Source organism: Klebsiella sp. K-Nf6, from assembly GCF_002806655.1.
Lineage (GTDB): Bacteria > Pseudomonadota > Gammaproteobacteria > Enterobacterales > Enterobacteriaceae > Klebsiella > Klebsiella variicola.
The window spans coordinates 72694-88753 of record NZ_PIBN01000022.1 but is presented as its reverse complement, the minus strand read 5'-3'; the positions used below and the strand labels follow the sequence as shown (position 1 = coordinate 88753).

The window sequence follows — 16060 nt, the reverse complement described above, 5'->3', positions numbered from 1 at the left end:
CGCTGTCGCAGAACATCGCCATCGGCATGGGGCCGGAGTTCCGCCCGATGCTGCGCTTCTATGTGACCGGTGGTCAGGTGGACAACGAGCACACCGCGAAGGTTAACGGCACCCAGGATCAGCAGCTGGATTCGCTGAACGTCGGCGGGATGTTTGAGGCGTGGTTCTGATGCGATAACGTTGTCGAAGGAGCGTTCCCGGCTGGCGCTACGCTTAGCCGGGCTACGACTACTGCATGTATGCCAGATGGCGGCTGACGCCTTATCCGGCCTACGTTCCTTCCCGCAGGCTCACACAACGTAGGCCCGGCAAGCGCAGCGCCGCCGGGCAGTCAGGCTCCGTACCCGCGGTAGTGCCGGCTGGCAAAAGGCGAGCGGCCTTAAGCGGGTGAATTCACCTTCACTTTGGCCGCCACCAACAGGCCGGTAAACAGCATCAATACCCCTGACAACACCAGCGGCGACAGCAGCCCTAAGTGGTCAAGCGCAATGCCGCCGACCGCGGCGCCGCAGGTGTTGGCCAGCTGAATCACCGCCACCTGAATCGACCCGGCTTTTTCCGCCTGATCGGAGAGCGAACGGGTGATCCACGTTGACCACCCCACCGGGATCAGCGCAAACGCAAAGCCCCAGATAATCGCTACCGTCGAGGCGACGATTTTGCTTTCTCCCCACAGTACCAGCGCCACCGCGCAGGCGGTCAGCACCAGCGGCGCAATCGCCAGCGCCGCTTTCACCGAACGCTTGAGAAGCACCGACGAAAGCGAGGTACCGATAAAGCTGGCGATACCAAAGCTCAGCAGCACCAGCGTCAGGCCGTCGACGTCAAACCCGGCGAGCGTCATGAAAACCGGGCGAATATAGGTAAAGAAGGCAAACTGTCCGGCAAAGGCCATGAAAATGGCGCACATCCCGGCCATCACCCCCGGGCGTTTCAGCAGGCCAAACATATTTTGCTGTTGAGCCGCCGATTCACCGGGCAGCGACGGCAGCGCTTTCAGCACCCAGATCGTACACAGCACCCCCATCACCGCCGCGCCGTTAAAGACGTTGCGCCAGCCGATGATCCCGCCCAAAAAACTGCCCAGCGGGGCGGCGATCACCAGCGCGATTGATACCGCGCCGAAGATAATCGATAGCGCTTTCGGCACCACGCGCATCGGCACCAGCCGCATGGTCAGCGAGGCCGACATCGCCCAGAAACCACCGAGCGCCAGGCCCAGACAGGCGCGCCCCAGCAGCAGCAGGATGAAGCTATCGGCAAACGACACCAGCAGGCAGGAAAGGGTCAGCAGCAGCGAAAACAGAATAACGACGTAGCGGCGATCGGTTTTGCCAATGACGGAGGTGATAAACAGGCTGGAGAACATGGCCACAAAGGCCGTGGTCGTCACCGACTGCCCGGCCATCCCTTCGGAGATGCCTAAATCCAGCGCCATCGGCGTCAGCAGGCTGACCGGCAGAAACTCAACGGTAATCAGGCAGGCGACACAGAACGCAACCGCGAAAACCGCCGACCAGTTTGGCCGCGCCAGCTCGCGTGCGTGGGGTTTGGCTTCATTTGAATGACTCATGAGTGACCTGCGAAGAAAGTGGCTGAAAGCCGCGCAGTGTAACATTTTGTATGTGACGTATTTAACGTTTTCACAACTCTCATCGCTTTTCACGGCATGATACAAAGGGATAGCCTGAGAATATAGCCTTCGTCATTCTGCCGGATGGCGCTTACGCTTATCCGGCCTACAAGGGACGAGTGCGGAAACCGTAGGCCGGATAAGGCGCAGCCGCCATCCGGCACTCGGATTTACTCGCCGCGAGCCGATTTCACCAGCCCGCAGATCCATTCCTGGTGACCGTTAATCATCGGATTGGGCAAGGTACGCGCCAGCTCCTGCGCCGGAACGCCTTTTTGCGACTCCTGGGTGAGGATACGTACGCGCCCGCCGGGCAAATCTTCAAATAGCCACGCGTGGATCACATCAAGACGCGTCGTTGCATCCCCTTCCGCCCAGCCGTGCCAGGCTACGCGCGCCGCCTGCCCGGCAGCGGGAGGTACATACTCTGTAATCTGCGCCTCAATCGGGAAGCCGAAGGTGCTGAAGCGGAAGCGGGCGTTGGCGCTGAGGGTCGGGCCGCTACCGTCATGGAAATGGATATCGGCAACGTTGCTGTAATAGCCCGGCCACAGCGTGGTGTCATCGAGCTGCGCCCATATCTGAGCTGCCGTCAGGCCGCTGACGATAATTTCATTAGAGGCAAAATTGTCGGTGGTGCCCGGCAGATACGCTTCCGGCCAGACGATGGCGCTTTGCAGCAGGGGCTGTTTCATGATTAACCTCGTGAACGATTGTTTTAACGAGGTTAATCATGCGCGGGAGAGTGATATAAATCGAATCACCATCCTTGATAATACTCATAAGCAGTAGTGATATCAGTGCAACCAGTGCACGCCGTCTTCCGGCAGGAATAGCGCGTTATAGCGCTGCTGCAGATTATGCAAATCGCTCACATCCGGATCCAGCTCTCGCAGAAACCCTTGCGCAAGACGAATTTGCGCGTCGGTAATCGGCGCCGCTAAACGCGCTTTTTGCATCAGGCGATACCAGTAATGCAGGTTTTTTTCGCTGGCATCGACGATAGCGGTCTGCCAGATCAGCAGTACCTGTGCGGCGTTCTGCAGATGCGCTTCATTCGGCCGCTCCAGGTAGCGCAAATACTCATTACCGGCGGTTTTTCCCAGTTGATCGATCATCGATTCCAGCGGAACAGGCGTTATGCCAAGGCGTTCGCTCAGGCGACGGATCGCGCGGCGTGAATCAGAGGTAAGCACCCGAAATCCCACAACAAATACCACTACCAGGGTGGCCAGTCCTATCCAGATCATGCATCCTCTCATCCAATCGCAGCCTCACTATCATAATGGGAATTTGCCTGCTGTCGACTACCGGGCATACCATAATGTGACTTATCGCGTTTGCGGATGGCTATCATGAAATCTGATATCAGAAACCTCGATCTCAACCTGCTGAAAGCCCTGGATGCGCTGCTCGATGAACGCAGCGTCACCCGGGCGGCAGCGCGGCTGGCGCTCACCCAGCCGGCGGTCAGCGGCATGCTCACTCGCCTGCGCGACGCCTTTAATGACCCGCTGTTTATCCGCGCCCCGCACGGTATGGTGCCGACGCTGCGCGCTCAGGCGCTGGCGGCTCCGGTAAAGCAGCTGCTGATCGATGCTGAAACCCTGCTGCAACCTGCCATCTTCGAGCCGCTGGAAGCCAATTTTACCTGGACCATCGCCGCGACGGATTATGCGTTGAAAGCAGTGATCGTGCCATTTATCGCCGCGCTGAAGCCACTGGCGCCGGGTATCCGCGTGCGCATCATTCCCGAATCACCGGCCACGCTGCTGGCACAGTCCGAACGTGGTGAAGTGGATATTGCGCTATTGACGCCCCACGATACGCCGCCGGCGTTGCACAGCCGGGCGCTGTATCAGGAAGACTATGTCTGTCTGATGCGCGAAGACCATCCGCAGGCCAGCCAGCCGCTGACGCTCGACCGCTTCTGTGCGCTGGAACATGTGCTGGTTTCATGGCAGGGCGATAGCTTTCGCGGCGTGACCGACGACGCGCTGGCGGCACTTGGTCGAACCCGGCGGGTGGGATTGTCGGTGAGCAGTTTCCTGGTGTTGCCGGAAATACTGGCGGTGAGCGACATGATCGCCGTTGTACCGCGCCGGCTGGCGAAAAGAGCCAGCGGCATGAAAATCGCCCCACCGCCGCTGACGATCCCGGGTTTCACCAAAAGCATGGCCTGGCACGAGCGTAACCATCATGACCCGGCGCAGCAGTGGCTGCGGGAGCTACTCCTGCAATCCAGCCAGCAAGAACAATAAAAAAGCCCGGCGCAATGGCCGGGCAAGGTTACCAAATACCTGGTGAATCAGGCAGTCTGCAAAATACGGTTCTTTTTCTCGCGGCGAATTTTACGCTCTTCGAAGATAGCCACGATGGCCATCAGGCAGATACAGCCGATGGCGGCGGCGTCCAGCGCCGCAAAGGTGCCGGCCCAGCCGGTCAGGCCGAAGACCGGCGTACCATCGGCGATCATCCCGAGCCCCAGTTTGGCGAAGCTATCGCCGATCAGATAGGCGAAGGTGCCCTTGATTCCATCGGCGGCGCCGATCGCTTTTTTCGGCACGAAGCCGACGGCGGCGACGCCGATCAACAGCTGCGGACCAAACACCAGGAAGCCCAGCGCAAACAACGAGGCCAGATAGACGTACTGGTTGCTGGCATGTTGGTAAACCCCGAGGGTGGCTATAATCAGCGCCAGCGCGACGCAGGCCACCAGCGCGCGGCGGCCGTTGGCCAGATCCGACAACCAGCCCCACAGTAGCGTGCCAACCAGCGCGCCGACTTCAAACAGGGTAAAGCCCTGAATCGCCACCTCTTTAGACAGCTTCAGCTCCTGGAAGGCATACACGGTGGACCACTGATCGATACCGATACGCACCACGTAGAGGAAGATGTTGGAGAAGCACAGCAGCCAGATCACTTTGTTTTTCAGCACGTACTCAACAAAGATCTGCCACTTGGTCATCGCATTTTCTTCGGTCTCTTTGTCTTCTTCGCTGATCGCTTCGCCAAACAGCTCTTCCGCCGTACCAAGGCCGTAGGATTCCGGCGAGTCGCTACCGTAGCGCAGGCCGATAAAGCCAACGATCAGCGCAATAATCGACGGGAAGACAAACATGCCGATCACGTGGCCGTCGAACAGATAGTTGGCGCCAAACAGCGCCACGCCCGCCGCGCCCGCGCCGCCGAGGTTGTGGGAGATATTCCAGAAGCCGAGGAAGGTGCCGCGTTTGCGTCTGGGCGTCCACTTGGTGATGGTGGAATAGCTGCACGAGCCGCCGGTGCTCTGGAAGAAGCCGCTCAGCGCATAGAAGGCGATCATCAGGAACAGGCTGGTTGAACCCGCCCCCATACTGGCGCTAAAGCCCAGCATACAGATGGCGGAGAGGATCAGCATAAACGGCAGGAACTGCTTGGTGTTTTTACCGTCGGCATAATAAGAGACGAGCGTCTTGCCCACGCCGTAGGTGATGGAGAAGCCCAGGCCAATCATCCCCAGCTGCGTCATGCTCAACCCGTAGGTGGAGATCATGTCGTTCTGCGCGATATTAAAGTTCTTGCGGATCAGATACATGGTCAGGTAGCCGATGAAGACCACCAGATAGGACTGCATGAAAGGTTTGAACCACATTTTGCGCCGCACATCGAGCGGCAGATCCAGGGTCGGCTTGCGCACCTGATTCAGAAAGGCCAGCATGGGTATCTCCTGAGCTGATTTTTTATGCCTGCGTAATAACCAGGCATTGTAAAAACCAGCGCGCCGTCTGGCCTGAGACGGCGTCCAGGTGAAACCGGGAAAATTTCTTAGTTTTGCCCCGTTCGCGGCGAAAGGGTGAGCTACATCACGCTTCGCTGGCGGTACGCGGCGCCTGCGCGTTTAAAAACGGCAGCAGCAGCAGCGCGGAAATGCCGGCGGCAATCGCAATCACCACGAAGAATCCGGTCCAGTGCCAGATATCCATCACCTGCGCCAGCGGCCAGCCGGAAAGCGAGGCGCCAAGATAAGCGAACAGGCCGACAAACCCGGTCGCCGCCCCGGCGGCTTCTTTATGCGAACATTCCGCCGCCGCCATGCCGATCAGCATCTGCGGGCCAAACACGAAGAAACCGGTGGTGAAGAAGCAGGCCGCCTGCATGACATAGCTGGCGAACGGCATCAGCCACAGCCCGCCAACCGACAGCAAAATTCCGGCGGCGAAAATCAGGTTCATCGGCCCGCGATTGCCGTTAAACAGTTTATCCGAGCCCCAACCCGCCACCAGCGCGCCGATAAAACCGCCCAGCTCAAACATGGTCACCGCCGAGTTAGCGGTCACCAGATCGACGCCGAGCGTCTCCGACATATACAGATTGCCCCAGTCGTTAATCGCCGCCCGTACCACGTACACCAGCACATAGCACAGCGACAGCAGCCAGATATAGGGATTGGCCAGCACGTAGCGGGTCAGGATCGCTTTACGCGTCAGCCCAGCGCCTTCCTGCTGCTGGGCGATTTCCAGCGCATCGTGACGCCAGTCGCCCACGGCGGGTAACCCCACCGCCTGCGGGCGATCGCGCAGCCGCCAGCACAGATACAGCCCGGCGAGGATCGCCAGACAGCCGGCAATCGTCATCCCGGCACGCCAGCCGTAGTGCAGCGCCGCCGCCCCCACCACCATCGGGATCAGCGCGCCGCCGACGTTATGCGCGGTATTCCATAGCGCCCACCAGCCGCCGCGTTCGGTCCGCGAATACCAGGCCGTCAGCAGCCGGGCGCACACCGGCGAGCCCCAGCCCTGGAAGAAGGCATTCAGCGCCCACAGCAGCGCGAAAGCCCACAGCGAGGTAGAAAAACCGAACAGAATATTCACCACCCCGGTAGCGATAAGCCCCAGCCCCATAAAATAGCGGGCGTCGGAGCGGTCGCTGACGATACCGGAGAAAAATTTCGACAGCCCGTAAGTGATGTAAAACAGCGTGGCCAGCAGGCCGATATCGCTGCGGGTCAGGACGTTGCTGGCGAGAATTTCCGGGACCGCGGCGTTAAAGCTTTTGCGGGTGAAATAGAACAGCGCGTAGCCAAGCCAGATAGTGAGCAGAATATGTCGACGCCAGTAACGATAACGCTCGTCCAGCTCGCGTTTATCGCTAACTGGAGTGGCGTCCGGCGGCGCTTTTAAAAAGGCAAACATCGGCGCTCCTCTCAGGCGTAACGCAGCGGTAAATTGACGCACACGCGGGTACCGTGTGTGCAGGAGATGGTCAGCGTGCCGCCCAGCGCGGTGACGCGTTCACGCATGCCGGTCAGGCCGAACCCCTGCAGATTCGAGCCCGGCGGCAGGCCGCAGCCGTCATCTTCCAGCACCAGCATCAATCGCCCATCCTGCTGCCAGCCCTGCAGGGTGACGGCGCTGGCGCTGGCGTGCTTGACGATATTATTCAGTCCTTCCTGGCAGACACGAAACAGCGTCACGCGCTGGTTTTCGCTCAGTCCCGCTTCGTTAATCCGCCAGTCGAGGTGGCTGACGATGCCGCGGTCTTCCAGTTCCATTTCGCGCATCAACGAACGTATCGCCTGTTCAAGCGGCAGATCGTCAAGCTGGCGCGGACGCAGGCGACCAAGCAGTCTTCGCACCGAGTCGTAAACTCCCAGCGACAGCTGTTCTATCAGCTGGCCGCTCTGGCGCACGCTGCCGTTATTCGGCGCCAGACGCTGGACGATCCCCGCCTGGGTGCGAATTGCCGTGATCGTCTGGCCAATATCATCGTGGAGCTCGCGCGCCACGTCACGCCGCACGCTCTCTTCCGTTTCCAGCAGACGTTCCGCCAGCCGCCGATTACGCGCCAGCTCGTTCTGTAGCGACAGGTTAAGCTCGCGCAATCGCTGGATCCCCGCCCCCAGCAGCAGCCCGGTGAGGCTCTGGGCCAGCAGTGAAAGCAATAAATCGACCGGGTGATCGTGCCAGGTCTGGCTGGCAATCAGCGCGATGGCGTTCATCAGGGTGGCGATCAGCGCCCCCTGCCAGCCGTAGTGCCAGGCGAGGGCGATAATCGGCAGCGCGAGGCAAAACGGGGTAAAGCGGGAGAGCTCGGCGGGCAGCCCAAGCTGCAGCCACAGGCTAATGGTGAATAACAGCAGGTACCAGATCAGATGCCGGCCGCGCCAGTTAATCGGCTGCGAGACCAGGGCGGGCCCCAGCGGCCGCCAGACGGTACTGGTAAGATAGTGCCAGATAACCAGGCAGGTCGGCGCCAGCGTCAGACCACCGGTCAGCGTTAACAGCAGGGCAGTCAATCCTTCGCTCCCTTGCGCCAGCCACGGCAGCGATTGCAGCAGCGAGGCGGCGATCAGCGCCCCGCCCTGGCGCAGCAGCGTCAGCCAGTCGCGCTGATGGCGATAGCGTGAAATCAACGCTACCGGCAGCAGGGTCAGCAGACTTCCGGTCATCAATATTATCGGGTGCGCCAGCGCCACTTCCTGCGCCAGCCAGAAGATAAGCAGCCACTCGGCGCCCAGCAGCACCGGCCAGTAGCCGCGCGGGCATTGCAGCATCAGCCCTAAACGCAGGCCAAAGGGAAACAGCAGCACCGCTAAATCCGCGCGTTCAACCAGATGCAGACTGATACTCCACAGGCAGAACCAGGCTGCGGAGAAGATAAAGGCGCAGCCGATCACCGACAGCAATCGTGAGACGACGGCCTTCATTGCCAGCTATCGAACATGCGGCGCGCCAGCTCAACGTCGTTACTGACGCCCAGTTTTTCCAGCAGGTTGGCGCGGTGAACGTGAACGGTTTTCGGCGACAGGCCGAGCTCGGCGGCAATCTCTTTCACCGCCATCCCCTGCGCCAGTTTTTCCGCCACCTGGCGTTCGCGTTTGGTGAGCGGATCCTGGCGCCCGGCGGCCAGCTTCATGGCGATATCCGGCGTGAGATAGCAACCGCCCGCCGCCACCGTGCGCACCGCGGCGATAAGTTCATCCGGGCTGCAGCGTTTCGACAGGAAGCCGCGCGCGCCGGCGTTCAGCGCCTGCTCGATCAGCGCCGGGCTATCGTGCACCGACAGCATGATCGTCGCCATCCCCTTCGGCAACTGGCTGAGCAGCTCCAGCCCGGAAATATCCGGCATGGAGATATCGCAGATACAGACCTGTACACCGCGCCCCGGTAGCCCCGCCAGCGCCTCGCGGCCGCTACCAAATTCGGCGACAACCTGAAAATCAGCTTCCAGCCCCAGCAGCTGAGCAAAGCCGGAGCGGACAATCAAATGATCGTCAATAAGGGCGATGGTAGTCATGGTGTTTCCTGGTGCCTGAAAGCGCCGGATGGCGGCGTAAACGCCTTATCCGGCCTACGGATCCACTCCCTGTAGGCCGGGTAAGCGCAGCGCCATCCGGCAAAGGCGCTTACCTTAACCATAAGCACCTTACCGTTCAAGCCTTGCGCGATTTACTCGAAGAACACCGCAATTTTGTTAAACATGGTGGGATCGGACTGGTTGCGCGCCACGTTGGTGACGTCTTCCAGTTTTTCTATCTGGCTAATCATCTGGCCAAGACGCTGATCGTCGTTCACCAGCAGCCAGATGCGGCTGTGCTCGCTGCCCTGGATCGGCAAGCAGAGAATGCCTTCAACGTTAAACGCCCGGCGGGCAAATAGCCCGCAGACGTGGGTCATCACGCCAGGGTGGTTGCGGACAGTGAGCTCCAGAATGACGTTATCACATTGTTTTTGCATGGCTTATTCCCCCACCATTTCAGTATTGGCCGCACCCGGCGGTACCATCGGATACACTTTCTGCTGCGCGTCGATGCGCACGTGGATCAGCGCCGGACCCGGACGGTCGATGATCGCCTGCAGCGCCGCCTGCGGATCGGCTTCGTTATTTAAATCACAGGTTTGCAGACCAAAACCGGCGGCGATTTGCATAAAGTTAATCATCCCCGGATAGGTGGCGGCGAACACGCCCTGCTGATAGAACAGGCTCTGCTGCTGATGCACCAGCCCCAGCGCTTCGTTGTTCAGCAGGATAATTTTAACATCCAACCGATTTTCGGCGGCGGTGGCCATCTCCTGAATATTCATCATCAGGCTGCCGTCGCCGGAGAAACAGATAACCTTGCGCTGCGGATTCGCCAGCGCCGCGCCGATGGCCGCCGGCAGGCCGAAGCCCATGGTGCCGAGACCGCCGGAAGTCAGCCACTGGCGCGGACGGTTGAGCGGGTAGGCCTGCGCCGTCCACATCTGATGCTGACCCACATCGGTGGTAATGATCGCCTCATCGTCAACGCAGGCGGCCACGGCGTTAATCAGGCCGTAATGGGAGAGCGGGTCACTTTCCTGCGGGATGGCGCAGGGGAATTCACGCTGTAAATCTGCCACCAGCTGGCGCCACTCATCGCGCGGCTGCGCCTCAATCTGCGGGATCAGCTGGGCTAAGACTTCCGCCACATCGCCCTGAATCGCGACGTGCGGTTGCTTGATTTTGCCCAGCTCAGAGCGGTCGATATCGACGTGGATAATCTTCGCGTTCGGGCAGAACTGCTCGGTCTTGCCAATCGCCCGGTCATCAAAACGCGCGCCTAAAACAATCAGTAAATCCGCTTCCTGCAAAATGAAGTTGGTGCTGCGCGCGCCGTGCATCCCCAGCATCCCCAGCGACAGCGGGTGCGCCTTCGGCAGCATGCCCAGCGCCATCAAGGTCATGGTGGTCGGCAGGTTGGCTTTTTCCGCCAGCTGACGAATCGGCTGCGGCGCGTTAATCACCCCGCCGCCCAGATAGAGCACCGGGCGCTTCGCCGCGTTGATCATCGCCGCTGCTTCACGCACGCTTTCAGGGGCGAAGGCCGGTGCCGGGGCGCGCTCGCCCGGTTCTGGCAGGGTTTCCAGTTCAATCGTCGCCGACTGTACGTCCTTAGGAATGTCTATCCACACCGGTCCGGGACGCCCGGACTGGGCAATACGGAAGGCGTCGCTCATCACCTGCGGCAGCTCGGCGATGTCGCGCACCAGATAGTTATGCTTGGTGATGGGGATAGAGATGCCGTAGGTGTCGACTTCCTGGAAAGCGTCGGTGCCGATCATGGAGGCCGGCACCTGGCCGGTGATGCACACCAGAGGAATTGAATCGAGGCGGGCATCGGCGATCGCCGTAATCAGGTTGGTGGCACCAGGGCCGCTACAGGCCATACAGACGGCGGGTTTGCCTTCGGTTCGCGCCATCCCTTGAGCGATAAAACCCGCGCCCTGCTCGTGGCGCGCCAGGATGTGGCGGATCTGCGTGCTTTGGCTTAAGGCATCGTAGATAGGCAGAATAGAACCGCCCGGGATGCCGCTGACCATAGTGATGCCCTGGCGTTCCAGTAAATGAACAACCAGTTGCGCGCCGGTAAAGCGCATTGTGTTTGATGTTGTGCCCGAACTTGCCATGCTCCAGTCCTTTTATTCTGGGCCGACTTTACCGGGGGGCTCGCCAACAAAAAACCCCGCTCGGTTTGCGCCGGCGGGGTTTGGAATTCGTGTTGTTCCGGACCCTACGGCGCGTTGCCGACGACGACCACCACAGACACGACGACCACCGCGGCAGGCGCGGTTTTTAGTAGGGTCGAAGCGATCAGGGTTGCGTTCATTAGGGACCTGTTGTGTCAATAAATAAGCTGAATTCATACAAACACAGGTTTTCCATTTTCACAATGGATTTATTTTCATCCAGGAAAATTTGCGTGAAAGATCACAATTCGGCGCAAAAGGGCAGAAAACAAAAAACCCCGCCGGAGCGAGGTTTTTATCAGCATGGTTACAGGTGGTAGCCGCAAGCACACTGTATTACGTCAACGCCAAAAGTATACGCGATCGCTGCAGTTCGCGCAATTTAAGGTCGGTTTTTCTCTGTCATAGAGTATGGATGAGAGGGGCATATTTGTCCAAAAAATACTGTTCATCCATACAGTATTTATCTATACTGGGTGTGTTCACTTTGTGCCATTCGGGGGCCGCAAGTTTGACCGGCGCAACGAAGTCCTGGCTGAAACGGGTGGTGCCGTCAGTGCCTTAACCCCGAGAGAGCACACTGTGTTACGTCAACAACGTGCAGTCACTGGCCCGCGCGGCAACGCGTGGCTCAGCGCTGCGCACCCCTGTCGTTGCAGGCGGCGGGCCGGGAAGCCGTTCATGGAAAGGATGAACTATCGGCCAGGGCAGACGCCGCCGGCGACAGGCAGGGATAAGCTGGCAACAGGCAGCGGAAAGGTAAGTCAGCTTATTGTGCTCCTTAACCACAGGAGACGCGCGTATGGGCGGAATGGATATTATTATTTTAATCCTGAAACTCATGGTTGCTGTGTTGCAACTACTTGATGCAGTCCTGAAACAGTTCCGCTGATTCAGGTTCAAGTCGCACCTGAGGGGGCGGGAAACCGCCCCCCTGCAGGCGCCCGCCGGGCGTCCCGGGATGACTTGATGGAGGAAGCTATGCCACCCCTGTTAATTGCCGCCACAACGCCGGATGATCCGGGGTTCGTTGCGCTGCGCACCGAAAGCCTTGAACAGCATTTCAATATGCTGCGCCGCCTGGCGGAAAACTGGCAGAGCGGCAAAAACCGCTTTAACGCACCGGGCGAAACGCTGCTGGGCGCCTTCGTCAACCACCAGCTGGTAGGGGTATGCGGCATCAATAGCGATCCCTTCAGTCCACAGCCGCGGGTCGGGCGCATTCGCCATCTCTACATTAGCGAACGCTATCGTCGCCGGGGGATCGGCCAGCAGCTCCTGGTCTCGGTCATTACCCACTCCAGCGCCTGGTTCGATTTTCTTAACACCCATGCCCCGGCACAGGCCTGGCCCTTTTATGAAAAGCTTGGTTTTCGCCCGGTATACGATGAACCCCGGGTCACGCATCGTCTGTTCTGCTCGCTTTAGCCGCAGCTGGTTGGCTGCGCGGGCGCATGTTACAGTCCGAAGACCTTAACTTCTGAATCGTTTTGCGATGACCCTCACCGTATTCTGCATTTTGCTGTTCGCCGCCCTGCTGCACGCCAGCTGGAACGCTATCGTCAAAGCCAGCGGCGATAAAATGTACGCGGCGATCGGCGTCAGCGGCTCGGCCGCGCTGCTCGCCCTGGTGATGCTGCCCTTCGCGCCGCAGCCGACGCTGGCCAGCGCGCCTTATCTGGCGGCGTCCTGCGCATTGCAGGTGGTGTATACGGTGCTGGTAGCGAAGACCTACCAGGTGTCGGATATGAGCCAGACCTATCCGCTGATGCGCGGCACCGCACCGCTGCTGGTGGCAGCCATTAGCGTCATTTTTCTTGGCGATCGCTTATCGCCGCTGGCCTGGCTGGGCATCGGCGTTATTTGCCTGGCGATTCTGGCGATGGCCTTTCACGGCCGCGTTAGCTCCCGCAAAGGCATCGTGCTGGCGCTGATCAACGCCTGCTTTATCGCCGGCTACACGCTGGTGGACGGCACCGGCGTCCGGCTGGCGGGCTCTGCACTGGGTTATACCCTGTGGACCTTTTTTATGAACGGTTTCTGCCTGCTGTGCTGGGCCATGGTGGCGCGACGGCGAGAGGCCAGTCGTTATTTACGTCAGCACTGGAAAAAGGGCATCCTCGGCGGTGTCGGCACCATGGGCTCCTACGGTCTGGCGCTATGGGCGATGACGCAAGCGCCGCTGGCGGTGGTCGCCGCGCTACGTGAAACCTCCATTCTCTTCGGCGCGCTGATCGCCTTTATCGTCCTGAAAGAGCAACTGATACCGCTGCGCATCGTGGCCGCCTGCGGGATTGCCGCCGGGGCGATCCTCCTGCGGCTGTCATAGCCTGAAATGGCAACATTAGTTGCCGAACCTGTTTACAAAATCTGCCTCGACTCCCCCCAGCAATCGGTACTTTGCAGTTGTTCTGTCATTTTTATATGGTAGATTCCTCCATCGTTTACGGGGTGTGCCAGTCACATATTCTTCACTTCTAATTACTCACAAAGTATTCATCGACATGAAACGGCATAAGAACTTCAATTTGTTGTTGATGCTGGTACTGCTGGTGGCCGTCGGCCAGATGGCGCAGACCATTTATATTCCGGCCATCGCCGACATGGCGGTCGCGCTGAACGTCCGCGAAGGGGCGGTACAAAGCGTGATGGCGGCCTATCTGCTGACCTACGGTATTTCACAGCTGTTCTACGGTCCGCTCTCCGACCGCGTGGGCCGCCGTCCGGTGATCCTCGTCGGGATGTCGATTTTTATGCTGGCGACGCTGGTAGCCATTACCACCCATAGCCTGCCGGTGCTGATCGCCGCCAGCGCCATGCAAGGGATGGGTACGGGGGTCGGCGGCGTGATGGCGCGCACCCTGCCCCGCGACCTGTACGAAGGCGCTCAGCTGCGTCATGCCAATAGCTTGTTAAATATGGGTATTCTGGTCAGCCCGCTGATTGCGCCGCTGCTCGGCGGCATCCTCGACACCCTGTGGAGCTGGCGCGCCTGCTACGCTTTCCTGCTGGTCCTGTGCGCCGGGGTGACCTTTAGCATGGCGAAGTGGATGCCGGAAACGCGCCCGGAAGGCGCGCCGCGCACCAAACTCCTGACCAGCTACAAAACGCTGTTCGGTACCGGGGCGTTTAACTGCTATCTGCTGATGCTGATCGGCGGCCTGGCGGGGATAGCGGTATTCGAAGCCTGCTCCGGGGTGCTGATGGGCGCGGTGCTCGGTCTGAGCAGCATGGCGGTGAGTATTCTGTTTATTCTGCCGATCCCGGCGGCATTCTTCGGCGCATGGTTTGCCGGCCGGCCGAACAAGCGTTTCCCGACGCTGATGTGGCAATCGGTTATTTGCTGCCTGCTGGCAGGTTTGATGATGTGGATCCCTGGGCTGCTGGGCATCATGACTGTCTGGACCCTGCTGGTGCCTGCGGCGCTGTTCTTCTTCGGCGCCGGGATGTTGTTCCCGCTGGCCACCAGCGGCGCGATGGAGCCATTCCCGTTCCTCGCCGGTACCGCCGGGGCCCTGGTGGGCGGTTTGCAGAATATCGGCTCCGGCGTACTGGCCTGGCTGTCAGCGATGATGCCGCAAACCGGTCAGGGCAGCCTCGGCCTTCTGATGATGCTGATGGGCCTGTTGATTCTGCTGTGCTGGCTGCCGCTGGCCTCGCGCTTTACTCGCCATCAGCAGCCGGTATAAGCGCGTCGGCCGTTCCCCGGATGGCGGCTGACGCCTTATCCGGGCTGCCGTTCTGATGAAGGCCCCGGCGATGGGTTCCGTAGAACCGTAGCCCTGCTAAGCGTAGCGCAAGCAGGGAAATCCCCGGATAGCGGCTTACGCCTTATCCGGGCTACCCCCGGGTGGCGGCTTTTACCCTATGTCAGGCTGTGCAGCCATTCGATAAAGGCGTCGATTTTCGGCCACTGACGGCCCGGCAGGGTCGTCACGTAATAATGCTGATGGCATTTCAGCGTCATGTCGCCGAACGGCGCGATAAGCTCCCCGCTTTCTAACCGCTTCTGCACCAGCCGCTTGCGCCCCATCGCCACCCCTACATGGTTCATTGCCGCAATCACTGCTAAATCGGAACGATCGAAGCCAATGCCCGACGATGGCGGCAGTTCCACCGCAAACTGCTGCGCCCAGCTATACCACTCATCGGTCCCCGAGTCGTTGCTCCATGCCTGGCGATCGTGGAGCAGTGTGCAGTGGCGCAGATTGTCAGGATGCTGCGTTAACTGGTGCTGGCGGGCATAATTCGGCGTACAGACCGGCACGATCGCCTCATCCATCAGAAAATGGTGGCTAAGTTGCGACGACGGCGCATCATCAAAATAGATTGCCAGATCGATACCCGCCCGCTGCAGATTGACGTTATCGTTGCCGGTCAGCACGGTCAGCGAGATGGCCGGGTAGCGGCGGCTAAAATCCCCCAGCGCGGGCACCAGCCAGCACTGGGCTATCGACGGGCGCGAATAAACCGTCAGGCTGCCGGAGAGTTCCTGGTTTTTGATGTCCAGAATCTCCTGATTGAGGCCATCCAGCGACGACTTCAGCGCCCAGTAAACGCGCTTCTCTTCACGCGTCAGCTCCACTTTGCGGTGCGAGCGGACAAAGAGCTGGATCCCCAGCTCTTCTTCCAGCTGATTAATCCGGTGACTGACGGCACTTGGGGTGAGCGCCAGCTCGTCTGCGGCCAGGGCGAACGACTCATGCCGCGCCGCCACTTCAAACGTCGACAGCCTGGAGAGCTGCCAGCCGTTGAGCAACCGGGTACCTAAGGTTTTTAGTGCATCCATAACGCGATCCTGGCGAGAAGAGGAGTCTGGATAATAAAAAAATAACGCCGGGACTTCCGCTAAAGGATGAATTAATTTGACTCACTGCAAGTTTAAAGGTCACTTTTAGAGCTAAATCACCTTCTTGATTCAATTTGGCTCATCTGAAAGGCCATTTATATCGTTTGT

At 59.6% G+C, this 16060-nt stretch carries 18 protein-coding genes and 1 pseudogene; 7 read left to right on the top strand and 12 right to left on the bottom strand.

The genetic code is table 11. From position 1 onward, the window contains the following. Positions 1 to 170: carbohydrate porin (locus CWM61_RS25980; protein WP_142762166.1), on the top strand; the 170-nt coding region annotated here is incomplete at its 5' end. Between the two features lie 209 nt (positions 171 to 379). Here CWM61_RS25980 and nepI read toward each other — a convergent pair. From nepI to CWM61_RS25965, 3 genes are all read right to left on the bottom strand, one after another. Continuing rightward, positions 380 to 1573 (bottom strand): purine ribonucleoside efflux pump NepI, encoded by a 1194-nt coding sequence (gene nepI / locus CWM61_RS25975; RefSeq protein WP_074385322.1) that lies wholly within the window; start codon positions 1571 to 1573, stop codon positions 380 to 382. 230 nt (positions 1574 to 1803) lie between these two features. Continuing rightward, positions 1804 to 2328, bottom strand: a complete 525-nt coding sequence (locus tag CWM61_RS25970; RefSeq protein ID WP_061152902.1) for a polyketide cyclase — start codon at positions 2326 to 2328, stop codon at positions 1804 to 1806. Between the two features lie 102 nt (positions 2329 to 2430). After that, entirely contained in the window at positions 2431 to 2883 is a 453-nt protein-coding gene (locus tag CWM61_RS25965) for a DUF1198 family protein (protein ID WP_074385321.1), read from the bottom strand. Positions 2884 to 2988: 105 nt separating this feature from the next. Here CWM61_RS25965 and CWM61_RS25960 point away from each other — a divergent pair, with 105 nt between their 5' ends. Further along, entirely contained in the window at positions 2989 to 3894 is a 906-nt protein-coding gene (locus CWM61_RS25960) for a LysR family transcriptional regulator (RefSeq protein ID WP_022064559.1), read from the top strand. 47 nt (positions 3895 to 3941) lie between these two features. On the opposite strand, the gene uhpT is transcribed toward CWM61_RS25960, so the two are convergent. From uhpT to ivbL, 7 genes are all read right to left on the bottom strand, one after another. After that, a complete protein-coding gene (uhpT, locus tag CWM61_RS25955; protein WP_061152901.1) occupies positions 3942 to 5333 on the bottom strand; it encodes a hexose-6-phosphate:phosphate antiporter in 1392 nt (463 codons plus the stop codon). Between the two features lie 145 nt (positions 5334 to 5478). Then, a complete protein-coding gene (locus CWM61_RS25950) occupies positions 5479 to 6807 on the bottom strand; it encodes an MFS transporter (RefSeq protein ID WP_032733963.1) in 1329 nt (442 codons plus the stop codon). An 11-nt stretch (positions 6808 to 6818) separates the two neighbouring features. Then, entirely contained in the window at positions 6819 to 8300 is a 1482-nt protein-coding gene (gene uhpB / locus CWM61_RS25945) for a signal transduction histidine-protein kinase/phosphatase UhpB (protein ID WP_165785154.1), read from the bottom strand. A gap of 17 nt (positions 8301 to 8317) precedes the next feature. Next, a complete protein-coding gene (gene uhpA / locus CWM61_RS25940; protein WP_008806764.1) occupies positions 8318 to 8911 on the bottom strand; it encodes a transcriptional regulator UhpA in 594 nt (197 codons plus the stop codon). A gap of 152 nt (positions 8912 to 9063) precedes the next feature. Further along, on the bottom strand, positions 9064 to 9351 hold the full coding sequence (gene ilvN, locus CWM61_RS25935) for an acetolactate synthase small subunit (protein ID WP_042947100.1): 288 nt from the start codon (positions 9349 to 9351) through the stop codon (positions 9064 to 9066). A gap of 3 nt (positions 9352 to 9354) precedes the next feature. Next, a complete protein-coding gene (gene ilvB / locus CWM61_RS25930) occupies positions 9355 to 11043 on the bottom strand; it encodes an acetolactate synthase large subunit (protein WP_074385318.1) in 1689 nt (562 codons plus the stop codon). A gap of 104 nt (positions 11044 to 11147) precedes the next feature. Beyond that, complete coding sequence (gene ivbL, locus CWM61_RS25925; RefSeq protein ID WP_002923286.1) at positions 11148 to 11243, bottom strand: ilvB operon leader peptide IvbL; 96 nt, start codon at positions 11241 to 11243, stop codon at positions 11148 to 11150. Between the two features lie 12 nt (positions 11244 to 11255). Between ivbL and CWM61_RS29580 the strand changes: the two genes are divergently transcribed. From CWM61_RS29580 to emrD, 5 genes are all read left to right on the top strand, one after another. Beyond that, on the top strand, positions 11256 to 11423 hold the full coding sequence (locus CWM61_RS29580; protein WP_165785315.1) for a hypothetical protein: 168 nt from the start codon (positions 11256 to 11258) through the stop codon (positions 11421 to 11423). Positions 11424 to 11875: 452 nt separating this feature from the next. Next, positions 11876 to 11995, top strand: coding sequence for a type I toxin-antitoxin system toxin TisB (gene tisB / locus CWM61_RS25920; RefSeq protein WP_004145059.1), 120 nt, complete (start codon positions 11876 to 11878; stop codon positions 11993 to 11995). A gap of 89 nt (positions 11996 to 12084) precedes the next feature. Beyond that, positions 12085 to 12531: a GNAT family N-acetyltransferase gene (locus tag CWM61_RS25915; RefSeq protein ID WP_074385317.1), complete on the top strand. Its 447-nt coding sequence runs from the start codon at positions 12085 to 12087 to the stop codon at positions 12529 to 12531. A 67-nt stretch (positions 12532 to 12598) separates the two neighbouring features. Then, complete coding sequence (locus tag CWM61_RS25910; RefSeq protein WP_061152895.1) at positions 12599 to 13432, top strand: DMT family transporter; 834 nt, start codon at positions 12599 to 12601, stop codon at positions 13430 to 13432. A 175-nt stretch (positions 13433 to 13607) separates the two neighbouring features. Beyond that, a complete protein-coding gene (gene emrD, locus CWM61_RS25905; RefSeq protein WP_074385316.1) occupies positions 13608 to 14792 on the top strand; it encodes a multidrug efflux MFS transporter EmrD in 1185 nt (394 codons plus the stop codon). 176 nt (positions 14793 to 14968) lie between these two features. On the opposite strand, the gene dsdC is transcribed toward emrD, so the two are convergent. Together dsdC and CWM61_RS29575 are read right to left on the bottom strand one after the other, a co-directional pair. Continuing rightward, on the bottom strand, positions 14969 to 15892 hold the full coding sequence (dsdC, locus tag CWM61_RS25900) for a DNA-binding transcriptional regulator DsdC (protein WP_100632167.1): 924 nt from the start codon (positions 15890 to 15892) through the stop codon (positions 14969 to 14971). Between the two features lie 16 nt (positions 15893 to 15908). Next, positions 15909 to 16025 (bottom strand): annotated as a pseudogene (locus tag CWM61_RS29575) (hypothetical protein); the annotation flags it as partial. Between the last annotated feature and the right edge of the window lie 35 nt (positions 16026 to 16060).

Excerpts from the sequence above, each read along its gene's own strand:
- nepI (WP_074385322.1), bottom strand. The coding sequence starts at position 1,573 with ATGAGTCATTCAAATGAAGCCAAACCCCACGCACGCGAGCTGGCGCGG.
- CWM61_RS25970 (WP_061152902.1), bottom strand. The coding sequence starts at position 2,328 with ATGAAACAGCCCCTGCTGCAAAGCGCCATCGTCTGGCCGGAAGCGTAT.
- CWM61_RS25965 (WP_074385321.1), bottom strand. The coding sequence starts at position 2,883 with ATGATCTGGATAGGACTGGCCACCCTGGTAGTGGTATTTGTTGTGGGA.
- CWM61_RS25960 (WP_022064559.1), top strand. The coding sequence starts at position 2,989 with ATGAAATCTGATATCAGAAACCTCGATCTCAACCTGCTGAAAGCCCTG.
- uhpT (WP_061152901.1), bottom strand. The coding sequence starts at position 5,333 with ATGCTGGCCTTTCTGAATCAGGTGCGCAAGCCGACCCTGGATCTGCCG.
- CWM61_RS25950 (WP_032733963.1), bottom strand. The coding sequence starts at position 6,807 with ATGTTTGCCTTTTTAAAAGCGCCGCCGGACGCCACTCCAGTTAGCGAT.
- uhpA (WP_008806764.1), bottom strand. The coding sequence starts at position 8,911 with ATGACTACCATCGCCCTTATTGACGATCATTTGATTGTCCGCTCCGGC.
- ilvN (WP_042947100.1), bottom strand. The coding sequence starts at position 9,351 with ATGCAAAAACAATGTGATAACGTCATTCTGGAGCTCACTGTCCGCAAC.
- ilvB (WP_074385318.1), bottom strand. The coding sequence starts at position 11,043 with ATGGCAAGTTCGGGCACAACATCAAACACAATGCGCTTTACCGGCGCG.
- ivbL (WP_002923286.1), bottom strand. The coding sequence starts at position 11,243 with ATGAACGCAACCCTGATCGCTTCGACCCTACTAAAAACCGCGCCTGCC.
- CWM61_RS25915 (WP_074385317.1), top strand. The coding sequence starts at position 12,085 with ATGCCACCCCTGTTAATTGCCGCCACAACGCCGGATGATCCGGGGTTC.
- CWM61_RS25910 (WP_061152895.1), top strand. The coding sequence starts at position 12,599 with ATGACCCTCACCGTATTCTGCATTTTGCTGTTCGCCGCCCTGCTGCAC.
- emrD (WP_074385316.1), top strand. The coding sequence starts at position 13,608 with ATGAAACGGCATAAGAACTTCAATTTGTTGTTGATGCTGGTACTGCTG.
- dsdC (WP_100632167.1), bottom strand. The coding sequence starts at position 15,892 with ATGGATGCACTAAAAACCTTAGGTACCCGGTTGCTCAACGGCTGGCAG.